15 protein-coding genes are annotated in these 21,101 nt (G+C 69.2%); 6 read left to right on the forward strand and 9 right to left on the reverse strand.

The genetic code is table 11. The features are described 5' to 3' along the window. Window positions 1-3: 3 nt before the first annotated feature. The 4 genes from BW996_RS15155 to BW996_RS15170 form a co-directional block, all read right to left on the reverse strand. Window positions 4-1,665 (reverse strand): alpha-D-glucose phosphate-specific phosphoglucomutase, encoded by a 1,662-nt coding sequence (locus tag BW996_RS15155; RefSeq protein WP_206539485.1) that lies wholly within the window; start codon window positions 1,663-1,665, stop codon window positions 4-6. A gap of 67 nt (window positions 1,666-1,732) precedes the next feature. Continuing rightward, window positions 1,733-3,856: a glycogen debranching protein GlgX gene (glgX, locus tag BW996_RS15160; RefSeq protein ID WP_037478082.1), complete on the reverse strand. Its 2,124-nt coding sequence runs from the start codon at window positions 3,854-3,856 to the stop codon at window positions 1,733-1,735. A 20-nt stretch (window positions 3,857-3,876) separates the two neighbouring features. Then, window positions 3,877-6,192: a 1,4-alpha-glucan branching protein GlgB gene (glgB, locus tag BW996_RS15165; protein ID WP_081837932.1), complete on the reverse strand. Its 2,316-nt coding sequence runs from the start codon at window positions 6,190-6,192 to the stop codon at window positions 3,877-3,879. A gap of 28 nt (window positions 6,193-6,220) precedes the next feature. Beyond that, entirely contained in the window at window positions 6,221-7,873 is a 1,653-nt protein-coding gene (locus BW996_RS15170) for an alpha-glucosidase (RefSeq protein ID WP_037478080.1), read from the reverse strand. Window positions 7,874-8,089: 216 nt separating this feature from the next. On the opposite strand from BW996_RS15170, the gene BW996_RS15175 reads away from it, so the two are divergent. Beyond that, window positions 8,090-9,151: an acyltransferase family protein gene (locus BW996_RS15175; protein WP_037478078.1), complete on the forward strand. Its 1,062-nt coding sequence runs from the start codon at window positions 8,090-8,092 to the stop codon at window positions 9,149-9,151. Between the two features lie 10 nt (window positions 9,152-9,161). Here BW996_RS15175 and BW996_RS15180 read toward each other — a convergent pair whose 3' ends face one another. The 4 genes from BW996_RS15180 to BW996_RS15195 form a co-directional block, all read right to left on the reverse strand. Continuing rightward, the gene (locus BW996_RS15180; protein ID WP_037478076.1) at window positions 9,162-9,398 is read right to left on the reverse strand and encodes a hypothetical protein; all 237 of its coding nucleotides are present in this window, start codon (window positions 9,396-9,398) and stop codon (window positions 9,162-9,164) included. A 115-nt stretch (window positions 9,399-9,513) separates the two neighbouring features. Next, a complete protein-coding gene (locus BW996_RS15185; RefSeq protein WP_037478073.1) occupies window positions 9,514-10,464 on the reverse strand; it encodes a DMT family transporter in 951 nt (316 codons plus the stop codon). Between the two features lie 54 nt (window positions 10,465-10,518). Beyond that, entirely contained in the window at window positions 10,519-11,358 is an 840-nt protein-coding gene (locus BW996_RS15190; protein WP_037478072.1) for an AraC family transcriptional regulator, read from the reverse strand. A 23-nt stretch (window positions 11,359-11,381) separates the two neighbouring features. Beyond that, on the reverse strand, window positions 11,382-13,640 hold the full coding sequence (locus BW996_RS15195) for an arginine/lysine/ornithine decarboxylase (protein ID WP_037478070.1): 2,259 nt from the start codon (window positions 13,638-13,640) through the stop codon (window positions 11,382-11,384). A gap of 425 nt (window positions 13,641-14,065) precedes the next feature. Between BW996_RS15195 and BW996_RS15200 the strand changes: the two genes are divergently transcribed. The 4 genes from BW996_RS15200 to BW996_RS15215 all read left to right on the forward strand — a co-directional run bounded on the left by BW996_RS15200 (window position 14,066) and on the right by BW996_RS15215 (window position 19,099). After that, window positions 14,066-15,211 carry a (R)-mandelonitrile lyase gene (locus BW996_RS15200; protein WP_081837931.1) on the forward strand — a complete coding sequence of 382 codons (1,146 nt, stop codon included), beginning with the start codon at window positions 14,066-14,068 and terminating at the stop codon, window positions 15,209-15,211. Between the two features lie 2 nt (window positions 15,212-15,213). After that, window positions 15,214-16,290 carry an alpha/beta hydrolase gene (locus BW996_RS15205; RefSeq protein WP_206539484.1) on the forward strand — a complete coding sequence of 359 codons (1,077 nt, stop codon included), beginning with the start codon at window positions 15,214-15,216 and terminating at the stop codon, window positions 16,288-16,290. A 26-nt stretch (window positions 16,291-16,316) separates the two neighbouring features. Next, window positions 16,317-17,978: a carboxylesterase/lipase family protein gene (locus tag BW996_RS15210; protein ID WP_051631516.1), complete on the forward strand. Its 1,662-nt coding sequence runs from the start codon at window positions 16,317-16,319 to the stop codon at window positions 17,976-17,978. Window positions 17,979-18,094: 116 nt separating this feature from the next. Then, a complete protein-coding gene (locus BW996_RS15215) occupies window positions 18,095-19,099 on the forward strand; it encodes an alpha/beta hydrolase (protein ID WP_241461817.1) in 1,005 nt (334 codons plus the stop codon). 135 nt (window positions 19,100-19,234) lie between these two features. Here BW996_RS15215 and def read toward each other — a convergent pair whose 3' ends face one another. Further along, window positions 19,235-19,777 carry a peptide deformylase gene (def, locus tag BW996_RS15220; protein WP_037478104.1) on the reverse strand — a complete coding sequence of 181 codons (543 nt, stop codon included), beginning with the start codon at window positions 19,775-19,777 and terminating at the stop codon, window positions 19,235-19,237. 130 nt (window positions 19,778-19,907) lie between these two features. On the opposite strand from def, the gene BW996_RS15225 reads away from it, so the two are divergent. After that, window positions 19,908-21,068 carry a GNAT family N-acetyltransferase gene (locus tag BW996_RS15225; protein ID WP_037478064.1) on the forward strand — a complete coding sequence of 387 codons (1,161 nt, stop codon included), beginning with the start codon at window positions 19,908-19,910 and terminating at the stop codon, window positions 21,066-21,068. Window positions 21,069-21,101: the final 33 nt, after the last annotated feature.

The following is a 21,101-nucleotide window of genomic DNA, read 5'->3' on the forward strand; positions in this document are numbered from 1 at the left end:
ATCTCAGGTGATGACGGTCGGCGCGGTCTGGCCGGAGCGCTCGCGGATGGCGGCCACCGTGTCGGCCAGCGCGATCAGGTCGGCCAGCGCGTCCTGGGTCGGGCGGTCGTGGTCGCCGTCGGCCGGCTCGAAGCGCTCGAGATAGACGCGCAGCGTCGCGCCCTCGGTGCCGGTGCCCGACAGGCGGAAGACCACCCGCGAGCAGCCGGCCAGGATCAGGCGCACGCCCTGACGGCTGGAGACGGAGCCGTCGACCGGATCGGTGTAGGAGAAATCGTCGGCCTGCGCGATTTCCAGCGCGCCGAAGCGCTGGCCAGCCAGCGTCGGCAGCTGCGCGCGCAGCGCGGCCATCAGCGCGTCGGCGCGCTCGGTCGGAATGCCTTCCCAGTCGTGGCGCGAGTAGTAGTGGCGGCCGAAGCGCTTCCAGTGCGCCCGCACCAGCGACTCGACCGACTCGCCGGTCGCCGCCAGCAGGTTCAGCCAGAACAGGATGGCCCACAGGCCGTCCTTCTCGCGCACATGGTTCGAGCCGGTGCCGTAGCTTTCCTCGCCGCAGAGCGTGGCCTTGCCGGCGTCGAGCAGGTTGCCGAAGAACTTCCAGCCCGTCGGCGTCTCCCAGGCCGGGATGCCCAGGGCCTGCGCCACCACGTCGGCCGCCTGCGAGGTCGGCATCGAGCGGGCGATGCCGGCCAGGCCCTCGCGGTAGCCCGGCACCTTCGTGGCGTGGGCGGCCAGCAGCGCCAGGCTGTCGGAGGGCGTGACGACGAAGTCGCGGCCCAGGATCATGTTGCGGTCGGCGTCGCCGTCCGAGGCGGCGCCGAAGTCCGGGGCGCCCGCGCCGCTCATGGCAGCGATCAGCTCGGTGGCATGGGCCGGATTCGGGTCCGGATGGTGGCCGCCGAAGTCCTCCAGCGGCTCGCCGTTGACCACCGTGCCGGCAGGCGCACCCAGCAGGCCCTCAATCACCGCGCGGGCGTAGGGGCCGCTGATCGCGCACATCGAATCCATGCGCATGCGCCCGCCCCGGGCAAACCAGGCGCGCATCGCGTCGAAGTCGAAGAGCTTCTCCATCAGCTCGGCGTAGTCGGCGACCGGGTCGATCACCTCGACCGTCATGCCGGCCAGCGTCGTGGTGCCGAGCGTGTCCAGGTCCAGATCGGCCGCACCGTCCAGCGTGCGGTATTCGGTGATGTCGCGGGTGCGGGCGTAGAGGGCCTCGGTGATCTTCTCGGGGGCCGGGCCGCCGTTGGCGATGTTGTACTTGATGCCGAAGTCGCCGTCCGGGCCGCCGGGATTGTGGCTGGCCGACAGGATGATGCCGCCGTAGGCGCCGTGCTTGCGGATCACCGCGCTGGCCGCCGGCGTCGACAGCAGGCCACCGCGGCCCACCATCACGCGGCCGATGCCGTTGGCGGCCGCCATCTTCAGGATGGTCTGCACCGCGACACGGTTGTGGAAGCGGCCGTCGCCGCCGACCACCAGCGTCTGGCCGGCCAGCGGGCCGACCTCGACGGGCAGGATGTCGAACAGCGCCTGGACGAAGTTCTCGAGGTAGTGCGGCTGCTGGAAGACGGTGACCTTCTTGCGCAGGCCGGAGGTGCCGGGGCGCTGGCCGTCGAACGGCCGGGTGGAGACGGTCTGGATCATGGGAGCGTTCGGACTCATGGATGGGGACTGGAAAACATTGTGCGCGGAGGCCGTGCGGCGCGAATTGCGGCGATCCCCGATGCGTTCACCGATCTGCGGCCTCGCTGCGATGGATCAGCAGCGCGCGTGCCGGCAGCACCGCGACCGCGCCAGCGCCCAGCGCAGCCGCCTCGGGGTCAGGGGCGCCGCCCGGGCGGCTGCTGTCGAAGAGCGCGACCCAGCGGCGACCGGGCCCCGGATCGGGCAGTCGCGCCTCGCGGGCGATGTGCTGCGGATGCACCGACACCAGCACCGCATCCGCGTCGGCCGCCGCCTGCAGGCGGATCAGCAGCGTGCGGTCCTGCGGATCGCTCCAGTCGCCGTCGTGCATCGCACGGCCGGCCGGATGCCACCAGACGACATCGGTACAGCCCTGCGCGTCGGGCGCGCCGCGCAGCCAGCGGCCGATGCGCAGCGAGGCCAGCGTCTGGCGCCCGTGCCCGAGCCGGCGCGCGGTGGCCAGCAGGTCGTCGTCCTGACCGGGCCAGTCCAGCCAGCTGATCTCGTTGTCCTGGCAATAGGCGTTGTTGTTGCCCTGCTGGCTGTGGCCGATCTCGTCGCCGGCCAGCAGCATCGGCGTGCCCTGGGACAGCCACAGCGTCGCCAGCAGCGCCCGCTGCAGGCGCGCGCGCAGCGCAAGCACCGCGGCGTCCTGCGTGGCCCCCTCCACGCCGCAGTTCCAGCTGCAGTTGTGGTGGTGGCCGTCGCGGTTGTGCTCGCCGTTGGCGTGGTTGTGCTTGTGGTCGAAGCTGACCAGATCGCGCAGCGTGAAGCCGTCATGCGCGGTGAGGAAGTTGATGCCGGCGGTCGGCGCGCGGTGATCGTGGCGGAACTGCGCGCTCGAGCCGGCGAAGCGGTGCGCGAAGACGCCGCGGTCGCCCGCGTCGCGCAGCCACCAGGCGCGCATCGTGTCGCGGTACTGGTCGTTCCACTCGTTCCAGCCTGGCGGGAAGGCCCCGAGCTGGTAGCCGCCCGGGCCGATGTCCCAGGGCTCGGCGATCAGCCGCACCGAGGACAGCACCGGATCGGCGCGCAGCGCGGCGAAGAAGCCGGCCTCGCGGCTGAAGGCGCCGTCGCGCCCGCGCGCCAGCACCGGCGCCAGATCGAAGCGGAAACCGTCGACGCCATAGGCCTCGACCCAGTGGCGCAGCGAGCCCGCCACCAGCTCGATCATGCGCGGCTCGGCCAGATTCAGGCCGTTGCCGCAGCCGGTCCAGTTCTCGTAGAGGTCGGCGCGGCCCTCGGCGCGGCGCAGGTGGTAGGCCCGCGCATTGGCCAGCCCGCGCAGCGACAGCGTCGGACCGAGCTCGTCGGTCTCGGCGCTGTGGTTGTAGACCACGTCCAGCACCACCTCCAGGCCGGCGGCGTGCAGCTCGCGCACCATCTGGCGGAACTCGCCCTCGGGCGTGGTGCCGGGGCGGCCGCTCCAGTAGCGCGGCTCCGGCGCCAGGAAGCCGATGCTGGAGTAGCCCCAGTGGTTGCGCAGGCCCAGGCGCTGCAGCCGCTCCTCGTCGGCGCGGGCGTGCACCGGCAGCAGACTCAGCGTGGTCACGCCCAGCGCCTGCCAGTGCGCGATCATCGCCGGATGCGCCATCGCCGCGTAGCTGCCGCGCAGCTCGGCCGGGATGTCCGGATGGCGCATCGTCGTCGAGCGCACATGCGCCTCGGCGATCACCACGCGGTCGGCCGGATGGCGCGGCCGCTCGGCCGGATCGACTTTCGGCATCGGCGCGACCACCCGCGCCTTCAGCGCGACCGCGGCGTTGTCGCGCGTGTCGGGATGGCGCGTGTCGGCTGCATCATGGCCGTGATAGAGGCTCAGGTCGACGCCCGGCCCGCCGTAGGTGCCGACCACCGCCTGCGCCCACGGATCCAGCAGCAGCTTGGCCGGATTGAAGCGGTGCCCCTCCCGCGGCGCCCAGGGCCCGTGCGCCCGCAGGCCGTAGACCGTGCCCGCGCCCAGACCTTCACCCAGCAGCCGGCCATGCCAGACGCCGTCGGTGCAGCACGGCAGCGACACACGCGCCTGCTCGTGCAGGCCCTGCGCATCGAACAGGCTGACCTCGATCGCCGTCGCATCCGGGGCCCACACCGCGATGTCCAGCCCGCCCGCGACCGGCGTCGCGCCCAGCGGCGCCGGCCGGCCCGCCTCGATCCTCACGACCGTCATCGCCGCCCCTGACCGATCCGTCAATCGATCACCAGCATCACGGTGGCCAGCGGCGGCAGCGTCATGACGATCGACTGCGCCTGGTCCTGCCACGGCAGCGCCTCGCTCTCGAGCACGCCGTTGCCGACGCCCGAGCCGCCGTAGACCGCCTGGTCGGTGTTGATCAGCTCGCGCCAGGCGCCGGCCTGCGGCACGCCGATGCGCCAGCCGTGGCGCACCACCGGCGTGAGGTTGCAGATCACCAGCACCCGCGCGGCGTGGCCGGCCTCGTCAGGCGCGGCACGGCGCTCGAAGACGATCACCGAATGCTGCGCGTCCTCATGGCTGACCCAGGCGAAGCCGTCGGGCTGGACATCGCGCTGGTGCAGCGCCGGATAGTGGCGCAGCACGCTGTTGAGGTCGCGCACCAGGCGCTGCACGCCGGCATGCGGCGCCTGCTCGAGCAGCGGCCAGTCGAGCTGCGCGGCCTCGTTCCACTCGTTCCACTGCGCGAACTCGCAGCCCATGAACAGCAGCTTCTTGCCGGGATGGCCCCACATGAACCCGAGGTAGGCGCGCAGGTTGGCGAACTTCTGCCAGTCGTCGCCTGGCATCTTGCGGATCAGCGAGCCCTTGCCGTGCACCACCTCGTCGTGCGAGAGCGGCAGCACGAAGTTCTCGCTGAAGGCGTACATCAGCGAGAAGCGCAGCTGGTCGTGATGGTGGCTGCGGTAGACCGGATCGCGCGAGAAGTAGGCCAGCGTGTCGTTCATCCAGCCCATGTTCCACTTGTAGTGGAAGCCCAGGCCGCCGGACTGCAGGTCCTCAGAGGGCGGGCGCGTCACCATCGGGAAGGAGGTCGACTCCTCGGCGATCATCACCGCCTCCGGGCGCTGCGTGCCGACGATGAAGTTGGCGCGGCGCAGGAACTCGATGGCCTCGAGGTTCTCGCGGCCGCCGTGGCGATTGGGGATCCACTCGCCGTCGCGGCGGCTGTAGTCGCGGTAGAGCATCGAGGCCACCGCGTCCACCCGCAGGCCGTCGATGCCGAAGCGCTCGATCCAGTACAGCGCATTGCCGACCAGGAAGTTGCGCACCTCAGTGCGGCCGTAGTTGTAGATCAGCGTGTTCCAGTCCTGGTGGAAGCCCTCGCGCGGATCGGCGTGCTCGTAGAGGTGCGTGCCGTCGAACTCGGCCAGCGCGAAGGCGTCGGTCGGGAAGTGGCCCGGCACCCAGTCGAGGATGACGCCCAGCCCGGCCGCGTGCGCCGCGTCGACGAAGGCGCGGAAGTCCTCCGGCGTGCCGAAGCGCGAGGTCGGCGCGTAGAGACCGGTCGGCTGGTAGCCCCAGGAGCCGTCGAAGGGATGCTCGTGCACCGGCAGCAGCTCGATGTGGGTGAAGCCCAGGTCGCGCACATAGGGCACCAGCTGCTCGGCCAGCTCGCGGTAGCTGAGCCAGCGGCCGTCCTCGCCGTGCCGCCACGAGCCCAGATGCACCTCGTAGATCGACACCGCCGCGTCCAGCGCATTGGCCTGGCGGCGCGTCTCGTCGATCGCCACGCCAGGCAGCAGGCGCTGCACCACCGAGGCGGTCTGCGGCCGCACCTCGGCGCGGAAGGCGTAGGGGTCGGCCTTGACGCGCACCACGCCGTCGGCGCCCAGCACCTCGAACTTGTAGAGATCGCCCTCGCCCACCTGCGGCACGAAGATCTCCCACAGCCCGCATTCATGGCGACGGCGCATCAGGTGGCGCCGGCCGTCCCACTGGTTGAAGCTGCCGACCACCGAGACGCGGCGCGCGCTCGGCGCCCAGACCACGAAGCGCGTGCCGCCGGTGCCCTCGTGGATCTGCGGGTGCGCGCCCATCCATTCGTAGGGGCGGTGGTGCGTGCCCTCGGCCAGCAGGTAGAGGTCGGTGTCGCGGATCAGCGGCGCGAAGCGGTAGGCGTCGTCGACCACCACCGGCTCGAGCGCACGGCCCTCGGCGTCGGTCCAGCGGATGCGCAGCCGGTAGGCGAAGGGGTTGCGCCGGCGCGGCACCGCACCGGTGAACAGCGCGCTGCTCTCCTGGCGTGCCAGCGTGCACAGCCGCCGGCCCAGCGTGTCGAGCAGATCGACCTCGGCCGCGCCGGGCAGCAGCGCACGCACCACCAGCGCGGTGCCGGTGTGATGCATGCCGAGCACCGAGAACGGATCGCCGTGGTCGGCGCGCATCAGCGCGTCCAGCGTCGCGGCATCGACCCGGCCGGTCTCGGGCACGACAGCCGGCGCAGCGGCCACCGTCTGGGATTTCTTCTTCGCGGGAGCGGCTGGAGCCGGGGCCGGGGCCGGGGACGGAGCGGAGGTCTTGCGGGGCATGGAGCGAGAAGAAAGCGGTGAACGGGAGTTATGCAATCGCCGCGCCAAGCGGATCGATCTGCAGGCGCAGGCCATCGGCGGACAGCCGGGCCGAGACGCCCAGCGGGGTGCCGGTCTGCAGCGCGACACCCTGCCAGGCGACCGGCAGAGGCAGCTCGACCGGCTGGTCCGTGGTGTTGAAGGCCAGCAGCATGCACTCTTGCGGTGCATCGATGCGATCAATCCGGCGCTCGAACATCAGCACGGCGTCGGGCGCATCGATGAAGCGGATCGAGCCCTCGCGCAGCAGCGGCGTGGCGCGACGCCAAGCCAGCAGCGCCTGCGCGGTCTTCAGCACCGAGTCCGGCGCGGCCTGCTGGCGGTCGACCGCCCTCGCCTGCTGCGCCGCGCTGACCGGCAGCCAGGGCTCGACGGTCGAGAAACCAGCCTGTACCACATCGGCCTGCCAGGGCATCGGCGTGCGGCAGCCGTCGCGGCCCTTGAACTCTGGCCAGAAGGCCAGGCCGTAGGGATCCTGCAGCCGCTCGAAGGGCACATCGGCCTCGGGCAGGCCGAGCTCCTCGCCCTGGTAGAGGCAGACGCTGCCGCGCAGCGTCAGCAGCATCGCCAGCTGCAGCCGGGAGCGGCGGTCATCAGGCTGGCCGTCGCTCGACCAGCGGCTGGCCACCCGCGGCACGTCATGGTTGGAGAAGGCCCAGCAGCCCCAGCCGCCGGTGCGCGCGATCTCGCGCTCGAGCTTCTCGACCTCGGCGCGCAGATGCGCAGGCGCGCAGTGGGCGGTCAGCAGGCTGAAGCTGTAGGCCATGTGCAGGCGGCGGCCGGCCTCGGTGTAGTCGGCCATCAGCGGCGGCGCGTTCTCGTCGCCGACCTCGCCGATGCTGGCCGCGCCGAAGGCATCGAGCACGCCGCGCAGCCGCTCGAGGAAGGCCAGGTTCTCCGGCCGGCTCTTGTCGTGCAGGTGCTGCTGCATCGCGTAGGGGTTGTCGGCGCGCACCGTCGAGACCTCGCCGCCTTGCGCCGGCGGGTTGTCGCGCAGCAGCGCGTCGTGGAACTGGTGGTTGCAGGCATCGAAGCGGAAGCCGTCGACGCCCTTCTCGCACCAGAAGCGCACCTCGCCGAGCAGCGCGTCCTGCACCGCCGGGTTGTGGAAGTTGAGGTCCGGCTGGCTGCTCAGGAAGCTGTGCAGGTAGTACTGGCGCCGGCGCGAATCCCACTGCCAGGCGCTGCCGCCGAAGACGCTGAGCCAGTTGTTCGGCGGCGTGCCGTCAGGCTTCGCATCGGCCCAGACATACCAGTCGCTCTTCGGGTTGTCGCGGCTCAGGCGGCTTTCCTGGAACCAGGCGTGCTGGTCGGAGGTGTGCGAGAGCACCTGGTCGATCATCACCCGCAGGCCCAGCTGGTGCGCGCGCGCCAGCAGCAAGTCGAAGTCGGCCAGCGTGCCGAAGATCGGATCGACATCGCGGTAGTCGGCGACGTCATAGCCGAAGTCCTTCATCGGACTGCGGAAGAAGGGCGAGATCCAGATCGCGTCGACGCCCAGCGCAGCGACATGGTCGAGCCGTGCAGTGATGCCCGGCAGGTCGCCGATGCCGTCGCCGTTGCTGTCCTGGAAGCTGCGCGGATAGATCTGGTAGATCACCGCGCCGCGCCACCAGGTCGGATTTTTCGTGTTCTGGGTCATGCGTTTCATCTTGCCATGTAACCGTGACGGAACCCATCCTGAGGAAGACCCGGCTGTTCCGATTTGCGGCAGAGCAATTCAAGCAAGCGGCATGCCTCGAAATTTCACCGATCCACTGGCGAGACCCACGAACAGATGATTTGTGACTTAAGTTGCATCTGGTAGCGTTCTGCTGCGTGAATTTTTCGCGCAAGAACCTGAAAACACATCGTTGCCATGCCAGGAACATCACGCATCCCCCGTCAAGCCGTCCTGGGAGATCAGACCGGCTCACCCCGACAGGACTGGGTCGACATCGCTCGCGGGCTGTGCATCCTGGCGGTCGTCGGCTACTGGGCCACGCGCAGCCTGCATGCCAGCGATGGCGCCGCCAGCTGGCTCGGCTATCTGAGCGCCGCGATGCAACCCTTCCGGATGCCGGACTTCTTCCTGCTGTCAGGCCTGTTCATGGCGCAGGTGATCAACCGGCGATGGCGTCACTTTCTCGATCGCCGGGTGCTGCACCATCTGTATTTCCTGCTGCTGTGGGCGCCGATCCTGGTGATCGGGCAATGGCTGCTGGGCCAGCACCGTCCGCAGGGCATGACGGATGCGCTCGCACAGCTGCTGCTGGCGCTGTGGAAGCCGCCGGCGATGCTGTGGTTCCTGCTGATGCTGCCGATCTACGCGCTGGCCTCGCGCCTGCTGCAGGCGGTCTCGCCCTGGATCGTGGGCCTGGCGGCCACGCTGATGCACCTGTTCCCGCTGCACACCGGCATTCCGGTGCTCGACTGGTTCGGCATGTACTTCGTGTTCTTCCATGCCGGCCATGTGCTGGCGCCCTTCTTCATGGCGCTGGCCGCGCGCAGCCAGGACAAGCCGCGCTGGGCGCTGCGGATGCTGGCGCTGTGGCTGCCCGCCCATCTGGTGCTGATGCTGTACAAGCCCGCCCCCTGGCCGCTGGTTCAGTTCATGCTGGGCATGGTCGGCATCACGGCGGTGGTGATGGCGTCGGCCCTGCTGTCAGGCCGGACACCCGGCCTCTGGCTGCAGCGTGCCGGGCACGGCTCGCTGGCCATCTATCTCGGCTTCTGGCTGCCGATGCAGGCCTTGGCGCCGCTGCTGGCCGATCTGGGCCTGCCGCTGGCCTGGCGGGCGCTGCTTCTGCCGGCCGGTGCGATCGTCGTCGCGCTGGCGCTGAACCGGCTGGCGCTGCGTCACGGCGCCGCCTGGCTCTACCGGCGCCCGACGCGAGTGCAGCTGCCGGTCGATACCGGCGATCGCCGGGTGGCGACCTGAGGGCCTGATCTCAGTGCTCGTCCTCGGGCAGCTCCTCGTCGGGAACCATGCCGGCGTCGATGCTGCGGTCGAACAGCTCGATCTCGGTCAGCGCATGCGGAATCAGCGGTCGGTCGAGCGGCCGGCAGACCCGGCGCTGCAGTCGGCCCAGGCGCTCCGAGCGCTCGACGGCGGCGAGAATGTCCTGCGGATTCATCATCAGGGCGAACGGATCGGCGGGAAACGTCGTGTACTGCTGGGCGTTCATCGTGGCACTCCTGAAATCCATGAGGCCACTCTAGAACCGGGCCGAGCTGCGCACCATCGGCGCCCTGCCCGAGCGCATGTCGGAAGCTGTCCGACAGCCCGTCCGGCGACGTCCGTCAGCGTCGCGGACGCACCCGCAGAGCCAGCAGCACGCCGGCCACCAGCAGCACGATGCCCGCCAGCGTGGCCGCATCCGGCCAGCGCCCGCGCAGCACCATCGCGTAGCCGAGCGCGGCCAGCGTCTCGAACACGATCAGCTGCCCGAGCAACGCGGTGGGCAGGCGCTGGCTGGCGGCGTTCCAGCACAGCGTGCCGACCCAGGACGCCAGCAGGCCCACGGCCAGCATCAGCAGCACGAAGCGCAGCGGCTCCGGCCCGAAGGGCATGGCCACGCCCAGCCCGGCGGCGCCCGCGGGCGTCAGCGAGACCAGCCCCAGCGCGCCATAGCCCAGCACCGCCAGCGGCAGCGTCATCAGCCCCTGCGCGGTGGCCCAGCTGCGCGGATGGCGGTCCGGGTGGGCGCGCATCCAGTCGGCGTTGCGAATCGGGTACCAGGTCCAGCAGGCGACCGCGGCGACCGACAGCAGCGCGCCGGTCAGGTAGCGGCCGGCGTCCAGGCTGCCCTCGGCACGCAGGCGCGTCAGCTCGACCTGGTTGACGCAGGCGATGCCGATGGCGATCAGCACCAGCGGCGGCAGCAGCTCGCGCCACGGCAGGCGCTCGCGCGGATCGCGCAGGTTCGAGCAGATGGCGATCACCACCGGCAGCGTGCCGATGATCATCGTCGGCAGCGCGCCGCCGGCGCGCTGGATCGCCGCGGCCAGGCAGAGGTAATAGAGCAGATTGCCGATGGCCGAGAGCTTCAGCGCCTCGATCCAGTCGCCGCGCTCGAGCTCGCGCAGGCGCGCGCGGTCGAACCAGGCGATCGGCAGCGCGATCAGCCCGAAGGCCAGATAGCGACCGCAGGACAGCAGCGCGGCCGGATAGTCCGGCAGCAGCAGCGGCGTGACAAAGACCAGGCCCCACATCAGGCCAGCCACCAGGGCACAGAGAATTCCGATCGACATGCCGGGCAGTGTCGGTCAGGCGTGCCGGCGGGGTCTTGTACCGGATTGCTGCAGCTACAGCTGCAATTGCTGGCGGTAGCGCGCCGGTGTCACGCCGTAGCGGCGCGCGAAGGCGCGGGTCAGATGCGCCTGATCGGCCAGGCCGGTGGCGGCGGCCACCTGCGCCAGCGGCTCGCCGGCGGCAATGCGCCGCTTGGCCTCGAGCAGGCGCAACGCCATCAGCATCTGCTGCGGCGTGGCGTGGTGCTCGCGGCGAAAGCTGCGCAGGAAATGGAAGGGGCTCAGGCCCGCGGCAGCGGCCAGCTCGTCGAGCGTCAGCGGCTCGTCCAGGCGCGCGCGCATCAGCTCGATCACCGGCCGGAAGCGCGTGGTGGCGCGGGCCTCGCGCGGCGCGGCCGCGTCGCGGGCATGCGGGCGCAGGGCCTCGACCAGCTCGACGAGCAGGCTATCGAAGGCCAGCGGCTCGGCGCCCTGCGCGGCCGCGCGCCAGATCTGGTGCATCAGCGCGCTGACCGGCGCGACGGTGCGCGGATCGCGGATCAGCGCATCGTCGAAACACCAGGCCGAGCCGCCGCCCAGCCCGCGCAGCAGGTCCTCGTCCAGATAGAGCATCCGGTAGGACCAGCCCTGCGGCGTCTCGGCGCGGCCGGTGTGCAGGTCCTCGGGCTGCATCGCCACCAGCGTGTCCACCGGCGCGAGGTGCTCGGCGCCGCGCAGCCGGAAGCGCTCGACGCCCTGGTCGATCACGCCGAAGCCGTAGGCGTCGTGGCCATGCGGCTCGAAGGCGCAATCGACGATGCGGGCGCGGTAGAGCTCGACGCCGGCGCGGTGCGCCGGGCGCAGGAACTCGGCGCGGTCGCGCGGCGAGTCGAAGCGCTCCGGCACGCCCTCCATCGTCTGCGCGGCCCCCAGGTGGCTCAGGCCTTCACGCAGTCGATGAAGTAGCGCTTGCGCCCGCCGCCGATGTCCTCCTCGACCAGGCCGTGCACGTCGGTGTGGAAGCCGGGGAAGCGCTCGTTGAAGTCGCGGGTGAAGCGCAGGTAGTCGACGATGCGCTTGTTGAAGCGCTCGCCCGGGATCAGCAGCGGGATGCCCGGCGGGTACGGCGTCAGCAGCGAGGTGGTGATGCGGCCCTCGAGCTGGTCGATCTCGACGCGCTCGGTGCGGCGGTGCGCGATGTGCGCGTAGGCGTCGCTGGGCTTCATCGCCGGCTCGACATCCGACAGATAGACCTCGGTCGTCAGGCGGGCGATGTCGCCCTCGGCGTAGGCCTTGTGGATGAGCTGGCACAGGTCCTTCAGGCCCAGGCGCTCGTACATCGGGAACTTGGCGGCGAACTCGGGCAGCACGCGCCAGATCGGCTGGTTGCGGTCGTAGTCGTCCTTGAACTGCTGCAGCGCGGTCAGCAGCGTGTTCCAGCGGCCCTTGGTGATGCCGATGGTGAACATGATGAAGAACGAGTACAGGCCCGTCTTCTCGACCACCACGCCGTGCTCGGCCAGGTACTTCGAGACGATCGAGGCCGGGATGCCGGTCTCGGCGAAGTCGCCCGACACGTCCAGTCCGGGCGTGATCAGCGTCGACTTGATCGGGTCGAGCATGTTGAAGCCCGGCGCCAGGTCGCCGAAGCCGTGCCAGCTCTCGTTGGCCTGCAGCACCCAGCCTTCGGCGCGGCCGATGCCGTCGGCGGCCAGCGCCGGCGGGCCCCAGACCTTGAACCACCAGTCGTGGCCGAACTCGTCCTCGACCTTGCGCATGGCGCGGCGGAAGTCCAGCGCCTCCTTGATGCTTTCCTCGACCAGCGCGGTGCCGCCCGGGGGCTCCATCATCGCCGCGGCGACATCGCACGAGGCGATGATCGCGTACTGCGGGCTGGTGGAGGTGTGCATCAGGTAGGCCTCGTTGAAGAGGTGGCGGTCGAGCTTCTGCTCCTGCGCGTCCTGCACCAGCACCTGCGAGGCCTGGCTGATGCCGGCCAGCAGCTTGTGGGTCGACTGGGTCGCGTAGACCATCGCCTGCTTCGGACGCGGGCGGTTCTTGCCCATCGCGTGGTAGCTGCCGTAGAACTTGTGGAAGGCGGCGTGCGGCAGCCAGGCCTCGTCGAAGTGCAGCGTGTCGATCCAGCCGTCCATCATCTGCTTGATGGTCTCGGTGTTGTAGAGCACGCCGTCATAGGTGCTCTGCGTCAGCGTCATGATGCGCGGCTTGATGCCGGTGGTGTCGACGCCGGCCAGCAGCGGGTTCTTCGCGATCTTGGCCTCGATGGCCTCGCGGGTGAACTCGGTCTGCGGGATCGGGCCGATGATGCCGAAGTGGTTGCGCGTCGGCGTCATGAACACCGGAATCGCGCCGGTCATGATGATCGAGTGCAGGATCGACTTGTGGCAGTTGCGGTCCACCACCACCACGTCGCCCGGCGCCACCGTGTGGTGCCAGACCATCTTGTTGGAGGTCGAGGTGCCGTTGGTGACGAAGAAGCAGTGGTCGGCGTTGAAGATGCGCGCGGCGTTGCGCTCGCTCTGCGCCACCGGGCCGGTGTGGTCGAGCAGCTGGCCGAGTTCCTCGACCGCATTGCAGACGTCGGCGCGCAGCATGTTCTCGCCGAAGAACTGGTGGAACATCTGGCCCACCGGGCTCTTCAGGAAGGCCACGCCGCCGGAGTGGCCCGGGCAGTGCCAGCTGTAGGAGCCGTCGCGCGCGTACTCCATCAGCTGCTTGAAGAACGGCGGCGCCAGGCCGTCGAGATAGGTGCGCGCCTCGCGGATGATGTGACGCGCCACGAACTCCGGCGTGTCCTCGAACATGTGGATGAAGCCGTGCAGCTCGCGCAGGATGTCGTTCGGGATGTGCTGGCTGGTGCGCGTCTCGCCGTAGATGTAGATCGGGATGTCCGGGTTGCGGAAGCGGATCTCCTCGATGAATTTCCGCAGGTTCAGCACCGCCGGATCCAGCTCGGGGCCGGGCGTGAACTCCTCGTCGTCGATCGACAGGATGAAGGCCGAGGCGCGGCTCTGCTGCTGCGCGAACTGGCTCAGGTCGCCGTAGCTGGTCACGCCCAGCACCTCGAAACCCTCTTTCTCGATCGCCTGCGCCAGCGCGCGGATGCCGAGGCCGGAGGTGTTCTCCGAGCGGAAGTCCTCGTCGATGATGACGATCGGGAAATGGAAGCGCTGCATGGCGGAAGGGTCTCCGAAGACCAGGGGGCGGTGGAACAGGAAAAAGCGAAGGGCGAAGTGTAGGGCCAGCGCGTGACGCGACGACGATGGACGAGGCCTGCGGTGGGATGTGCCTCGCGCAGGGTGCGTCACCCCGGCTCATGTGTTCCTGGACACGAACACGACACAGGCACCGGCAGGGGTCTGGTTCGCTCAGACACAGATCCTTCTACACCCACTGAGAGAACAATTATCCGTATGGGGTTGCCAATCCATCAAGTCATTTGAGACTTTCTGGATGCCAATTAGCTTTCTAGACTGCTTGCCATGGCATCAATCACCCTGGAACAAGCAGGCCTGCAGTCCATGTGCAAAGTGAGTCATGGCGTGGGAAGCGCAGCACCGACCCATGCATCCGATGCGTCCGGTCATGAGGCACTGTGGCCATGAGCGGCGCAAACGGGCTACGCATCGCCATGGCATCTCTGACGCTGTCTCTCGCGGGGCCTTCCCTGGCACAGAGCGCTGAGTCGAGTCTTCGGATCACACACCATGGCTCGCAAGAGGCGGTGCGTGGCGCGGCGAACCACTTCTCAGGTGTCGTGCAGGTCGAGCTGCGGTTTGCCAGCGAGTTCCCCGCTCGCGTCAGTGGCGGCCTGGTCAGTTTCGAGCCTGGTGCCCGCACGGTCTGGCACACCCACCCGCTTGGGCAGACGCTGTTCGTCACCCGTGGCCTTGGGCTCGTGCAGCGATGGGGCGGTTCCGTCCAGGAGATGCGTCCGGGCGATGTCGTCTGGATTCCGGCTGGCGTGAAGCACTGGCACGGTGCCTCGCACGCGAGTGCCATGAGCCACCTGGCGATCGCAGAACAACTCGACGGCAAGACCGTCGACTGGCTGGAACCGGTCGCCGATGCGGTGCCCGCCCAGGTGGCGGCGCCTGGCGCCATCGATGCGCTGACCGCCAAGCAGCAGGCCATCGCGGCTGTCGCTGCGTTCGCGGCCATGAGCGACATGCCCCGGCTGAACGCCGCGCTCAACCAGGGGCTGGATGCTGGACTGAGCATCGGCGAAGCCAAGGAGATCCTGGTGCAGCTCTACGCGTATGTCGGCTTTCCGAAGAGCCTCAATGCGCTGGGTGAGCTGCTGAAGGTCACGCAAGGCCGCCAGCAGCGCGGCATCCACGATGCCGCTGGCCGCGAACCCGTGCGTCCCATCCCGGTAGGTGAGGAGCTGTTGGCTGTGGGCGCGCTCAACCAGGCGCGCATCGCCGGGGGAGCCGTCAAGAACGCGGTGACGGACTTTGCGCCGCTCATCAACCAGTACCTGCAGGCGCACCTGTTCGGCGCCATCTTCGAGCGCGACAACCTCGACTGGGCCAGTCGTGAGCTGGCGACCGTCGGCGCGCTGGCCGCCACGCCGGGCGTCGAGGCCCAGTTGCGTTCGCACCTGCGGGCCAGCCTGCGGGTGGGCTTGACCGCGGCGCAGCTGCGGCAGTTGACGCAGGTGCTGGCCGAACGCGTGGATCCGGCGGCGGCCGGGCGCGCGGAAGCGGCACTGAACCAGGCGCTCGCAGCCGCGACCGGAGGATGACCATGACCCTGAACCACAAGACCTTGCTGGCGATGCTGGCGCTGGGTGCGCTCTCCGCCTGCTCGACTCCGTGCGGCCACCTGTCCGACGGGCCCTTGCAGATCGCGAAACAAGGCAGTTTCGCGGTGGGCGGGACGGTGCTGACCACGCCCGGCGTCTACGACAACAACCGCCCCAGCGCCCAGGGTCAGACCTTTCACGGCGACCACATCTACGCCTTCTATCAGGTGCCAGCGCAGCCGCGGGCGCTGCCCATCGTCATGCTGCACGGCGCCTTCCAGTCGGCCCGCACCTGGGAGACCACCTTTGACGGCCGCGAAGGCTTCCAGACCCTGTTCCTGCGCCGCGGCTACCCGGTCTACCTGGTCGATCAGCCGCGCCGCGGACGGGCGGGCAACAGCACGGTCGCGGGCACGATCGAGCCGGCACCCAACGACCAGCTCTTCTTCGACCAGTTCCGCCTGGGCAAGTGGCCCGCCTATTTCGACAATGTCCAGTTCGACCGCCAGCCCGAGACCTTGAACCAGGCCTTCCGCTCGTTGACGCCCAACACCGGGCCGTTCGATGCGGGCGTGATCTCGGACGCCATGGCGGCGCTGTTCGACAAGACCGGCCCCGGCATCCTGTTCACGCACTCGCAGGCCGGCGGCCCGGGGTGGCTGACGGCCATCAAGAGCGACAAGGTCCAGGCCATCGTCGCGCTGGAGCCCGGCAGCGGCTTCATCTTCCCCACGGGAGAACTGCCGCCCGAGCTGCCAAGCGCGGCCGGCACGCTGAAGGCCGAGGCGGTGCCGCTGGCGGACTTCGAGAAGCTCACCCGCATACCCATCGTCCTCTACTACGGCGACAACTTCCCGACCGAGCCAACCGCAGAGCGCGGGCAGGACAACTGGCGGGTGCGCCTGCAGATGGCGCGGCTGTGGGTGGCCGCCATCAACCGCCACGGCGGCGACGCCCGGCTGGTGCATTTGCCGGAGATCGGCATCCGCGGCAACACCCACTTCCTGATGTCCGACCTGAACAACGTCGCCATCGCCAACCTCGTGTCCGCCTTTCTCGCCGAAAAGAAGCTGGACTGATGCCCACCCCTTTCAAGCCACCGACCATGCGTACGCACACCTCCCCATCCGCCCGCAGCGGCCCGAAGACGACCACGGCCGCACTGGCCCTCTCTGCCGCCTTGCTGACCGGCGGCTGGCTGCCTGCCAGCGCCCAGGCTGCGGATCCCTTGGTTCGCACCTCGAGCGGCCCGGTGCAGGGCCTCGTCGATGACGGCGTGCTGACCTTCCGCGGCATTCCCTATGCGACGGCGCCCCGCTTCATGCCGCCGATCGAGCCGGCCGCCTGGTCGACACCGCTGGCCGCCACCCAGTACGGCCCGATCTGCCTGCAATCCGGGCAGAACCCCTTCCCGGGCCAGGCGCCGAAGTTGCCGCAGAGCGATGACTGCCAGAACCTCAACGTCTGGGCGCCTGCCGGCAAGACCGCCAAGAAGCGTGCGGTGATGGTCTGGCTGCACGGCGGGGGCTTTTCCGCAGGCTCGTCGATGGAGGCCATCAGCTACGAAGGCAAGAACCTCAGCAAGACCGGCGACGTGGTCGTGGTGTCGGTCAACCACCGGCTCAATGCCCTCGGGCACCTCGACCTGTCGGCCTATGGTGACGCCTACAAGTACTCCGCCAACCTGGGCGTGATGGACCTGGTGGCGTCGCTGCAATGGGTCCGGCGCAACATCGGCCAGTTCGGCGGGGACCCGGCCAATGTCACGGTCTTCGGCGAGTCGGGCGGCGGCGCCAAGGTGCTCACGCTGATGGCCACCCCGGCGGCCCGCGGCCTGTTCCAGAAGGCCATCGTGCAAAGCGGTGCGGTCGAGCAGATGGGCATGAACCTGACCGCGCCCGCCACCGGCCGCCGCGTGGCCGAACTCACGCTGCAGCAGCTCGACATCGCCCCCGGCGACGTGGCGCGCCTGCAGGCCGTGCCTTACCCGCAGCTGGTGGAGGCCACGCGCAAGGCGCTCAAGCAGACGGCCGAAGAGCGGAAGCTGCCGGCGGTGCTGGGTTCGGGCTACGGCCTGGACTGGACGCCCACCATGGACGGCGACTACATCCCGGTGCAGCCCGCGGGCCAGACCTTCGCGGCGCAGTCCCAGTCCATTCCGCTGCTGATCGGCACCAACCTCAACGAGTGGACCACCATCGGCAACCTGCTGAACCGGGACCAGATCCGCGCGGACAACAAGAACACCTGGTCGGCTGAGCAGGTGGCCGCCAAGCTGAAGGAACGCTTTGGTGACCAAGCCGATGCGGTCACCCAGGCCTTCTTGCGTGCCTATCCCGACAAGAAGCCAGCGGATGCGCTGTTCGTGGACACCTTCCTGCGCGTGCCGGCCCTGAAGACCGCGGGCCTCAAGGCCGATCAGCACGGCGCGCCGGTCTACACCTATGTCTTCAGCTGGGAGACCCCGGCCCTCGGCGGTGTGGGCATGGCCTACCACACGGCCGAGATCCCCTTCGTGTTCAACAACATCGCCATCACCGGGGCGCTGACCGGCAACGGCCCCGAGGCCCACACGCTGGCGCAACGCATGAGCGGCGCCTGGGTGCGCTTCGCCAAGACCGGCAACCCCAACGGGCCGGGCCTGCCGACGTGGACGCCCTACACCCGCGCCAGCGGGGCGACGATGGTGTTCGACAACACCGTGCAGGTGCGCCATCACCATGACCGCGAATTGTTGAAGCTGCTGGCCCCCGAGCCGGCGCACTGACGACACGAGGCCACGCCATGCACCACACCGATCCAACCCCGAAGCGCCGCGAGTTCCTCGAAAGCTGCGCCGGTCTCATGTCCCTCGCTTCCCTGGCCGTTGCAGGAGGTTCCCTGATGTCCACGTCCGCTGTCGCAGCCGACCCCAAGCAGAACCCGTTCACGCTGGTCTACGAGGGCGCGATTGCGAAGAACGAGCCGGGCCAGGTCCACATCCACCCGGTCCAGTACGAGCTCAACGGCCTGAAGATCGCCGCCAACGTCTACACCCCCCCGAACTACGATGCGGGCAGGACGTACGCCGCCATCGTGGTGGCGCACCCCAACGGTGGCGTGAAGGAGCAGACCGCGGGCCTGCATGCGCAGCGCCTGGCCGGACTGGGCTACGTCACCATCGCGATGGACGCCGCCTACCAGGGCGGCAGCGGTGGCGAGCCGCGCAGCACGGACAAGCCGCAGTTCCGCATCGAGGACATCCATGGCGCGGCGGACTTCATCACCCGCTACCCCGGTGTCGATGCCACGCGCCTGGGCCTGCTGGGCATCTGCGGCGGCGGTGGTTACTCGTTGGCCGCAGCCAAGACCGACCGGCGCTTCAAGGCCGTGGCGACGCTGAGCATGTTCAATTCCGGGCGCGTGCGCCGCAACGGCTTTGCCGACTCGCAACGCCAGACCCTCGAGCAGCGCCTGAAGGACGCGTCGGACGCCCGCGCGCAGGAAAAGGCGGGTGGCCCCATCCGGTATTCAGGCGATGCGAACATGACCGACGCGCAGATCGCCGCGCTGCCCTTCGAGATGTACCGGCAGGGCTACCACTACTACTGGCGCACGCACGCCCATCCGGGCTCGACCTTCCGCTACACCACCAGCAGCCTGCTGGACCTGATGCGCTGGGATGCCACCGACCAGATCGAGCTGATCACGCAGCCCCTGCTGATGATTGCAGGCAGCAAGGCCGACAGCCTCTACATGACCGAGGAGGCTTTCGCCAAGGCCACCGGCACGCAGGACAAGGAGCTGTTCAAGATCGAGGGCGCGACACACATCGAGACCTACTGGGTCCCGGAGTATGTGGACGCCACAATCGGAAAGCTTGGGCCGTTCTTCGCTCGCACGCTGTGATCGTTCGATTAGGGTCTGACTTGTCGAAGCGGATGGTGGCGACAGCGCGGAAATCCTTGAGGCGGTGATGCAGCGCTCGACGACGTTGCGGCCCTTGTAGGCCTGTAGGCCACCTCGGCGCTCCCGGCCCGCCGGTCAGTCGTCGTCGGCCGCGTCCAGGCCGGGAAACAGCACCTCGGTGTAGCCGAAGCGGCTGAAGTCGCGCACCCGCATCGGATAGAGCGTGCCGATCAGGTGGTCGCATTCGTGCTGCACCACCCGGGCATGAAAGCCCTCGGCGATGCGGTCGATCGGCTGGCCACGCTCGTCGCGGCCGGTGTAGCGGATGCGTGACCAGCGCGGCACCACGCCGCGCAGACCCGGCACCGACAGGCAGCCCTCCCACCCCTCCTCTTCCTCGTCCGACAGCGGCTCGATCACCGGATTGATCAGCACGGTAGCCGGCACGACCGGAGCCTGCGGATAACGCCGGCTGGCACCGAAGCCGAAGATCACCAGCGCCAGGTCGACGCCGATCTGCGGCGCAGCCAGGCCCGCGCCTTGCACGGCCTGCATGGTCTCGACCATGTCGGCGATCAGCGCGTGCAGCTCGGAGGTGCCGAACTCGGCCTCGGTGACCGGTCGGGCCGGCTTCAGCAGTCGGGCATCGCCCATCTTCAGGATTTCGCGTCGGGTCATGGCCACCATCATCCAGGTACGGTCAGGAACGCGAATTCTTGCGCACGAGATCGCATCGCGACAGACCGATACCCCATGTCTGGTCGGCGTTCCGATTGGAAGACTCCGACGGCCATTACCATTCGTTACCATGAATGCGCTTGCCGATCACATTGCTGTCCGTGAAATCCATTCCGCCTGCGAGGCCAGCACGGTCAGCTTCCGCGTCGAGCATGGCCTGCACGGCTGGATGAGGCTGCAGTCGCGCTGGCAGGCCATGCTGAGCGCGGGCCCGGATGCGGACTGCGTCTTCCGGCAGCCGATCTGGCACGGGGCGCGTCTGCGCCACCTCTGCAGTGATCCGGACGAGCTGTTCTTCGTCTGCGCCGAGCGGCAGGGTCGTCTGCTGGCGGTTCTGCCGCTGGCGCTGTCGGAGAAAGCCGTCGGACGCATGACCGCCATCCGGGAGCTGCGCACCCCGGTGCATGCGCATCAGCTGCTCTGCGACATCGCGCTGGCACCGGATCAGGACATCCATCGCCTCTGGCCCCAGATGCAGGCCTGGCTGCAGGGACCCGGCGCCCGCCACCTGCCCTCCTGGGATCTGCTGCGCATCGACGGCGTGCCCGGTGCCAGTGCGCTGGACCAGGCGCTGTGCGCCCAGGCCGGAGCACATCAGCGCACGCAGCTGCTGCGCCACAGCGCCTGGCTGGACTGCAGCGGCACGGTCGATCAGGCGCTTGCGCGGGTGTCGCGCAGCCATCACGGCAATGTGCGGCGCCTCCAGCGCCGAGCGATGTCGCGGGGGGCACTGCGCTTCGAGGTGGTGAGCGATCCGGCGGCGCTGCCTCAGGCGCTGTCGCATTTCCTTCAGGTCGAGTCTTCGGGCTGGAAGGGCGAGCGCGGCACCGCGATCGCCGCCTGCGAGGGTCTGAGCGGCTTCTACCGAACGCTGGCCGAGCAGTTCGCCCGCCATCGCTGCTGCCGCATCCATCTGCTGTGGCTGGACGACCGGGTGATCGCGGCGCAGTTCGTGCTGCTGGGGGCGCGCACGATGAATCTGGTCAAGATCGCCTATCTCGAGGAGGAGTCAGACATCGCACCGGGCCATCTGATCATGCGCGAGGCGATCGAGGCCGCCTGTGCCGACCCGGGCATCGACCGGCTCAGCTTTGTCTCGAGCCCCTCCTGGGCGCATCTGTGGAAGCCGCTGCAGGAGCCGGTCCGCCAGCACCTGATCTTCCGTGACAGCCTGCGAGGCTGGCTGCTGCACCGGCTGCACGCGCATCGCCAGCCCGTTCAGGCCGGCTGAATGGCGAGCCGGATTCATCCATGCGATGATCCG

It is taken from the genome of Sphaerotilus natans, from assembly GCF_900156335.1.
GTDB lineage: Bacteria > Pseudomonadota > Gammaproteobacteria > Burkholderiales > Burkholderiaceae_C > Sphaerotilus > Sphaerotilus natans.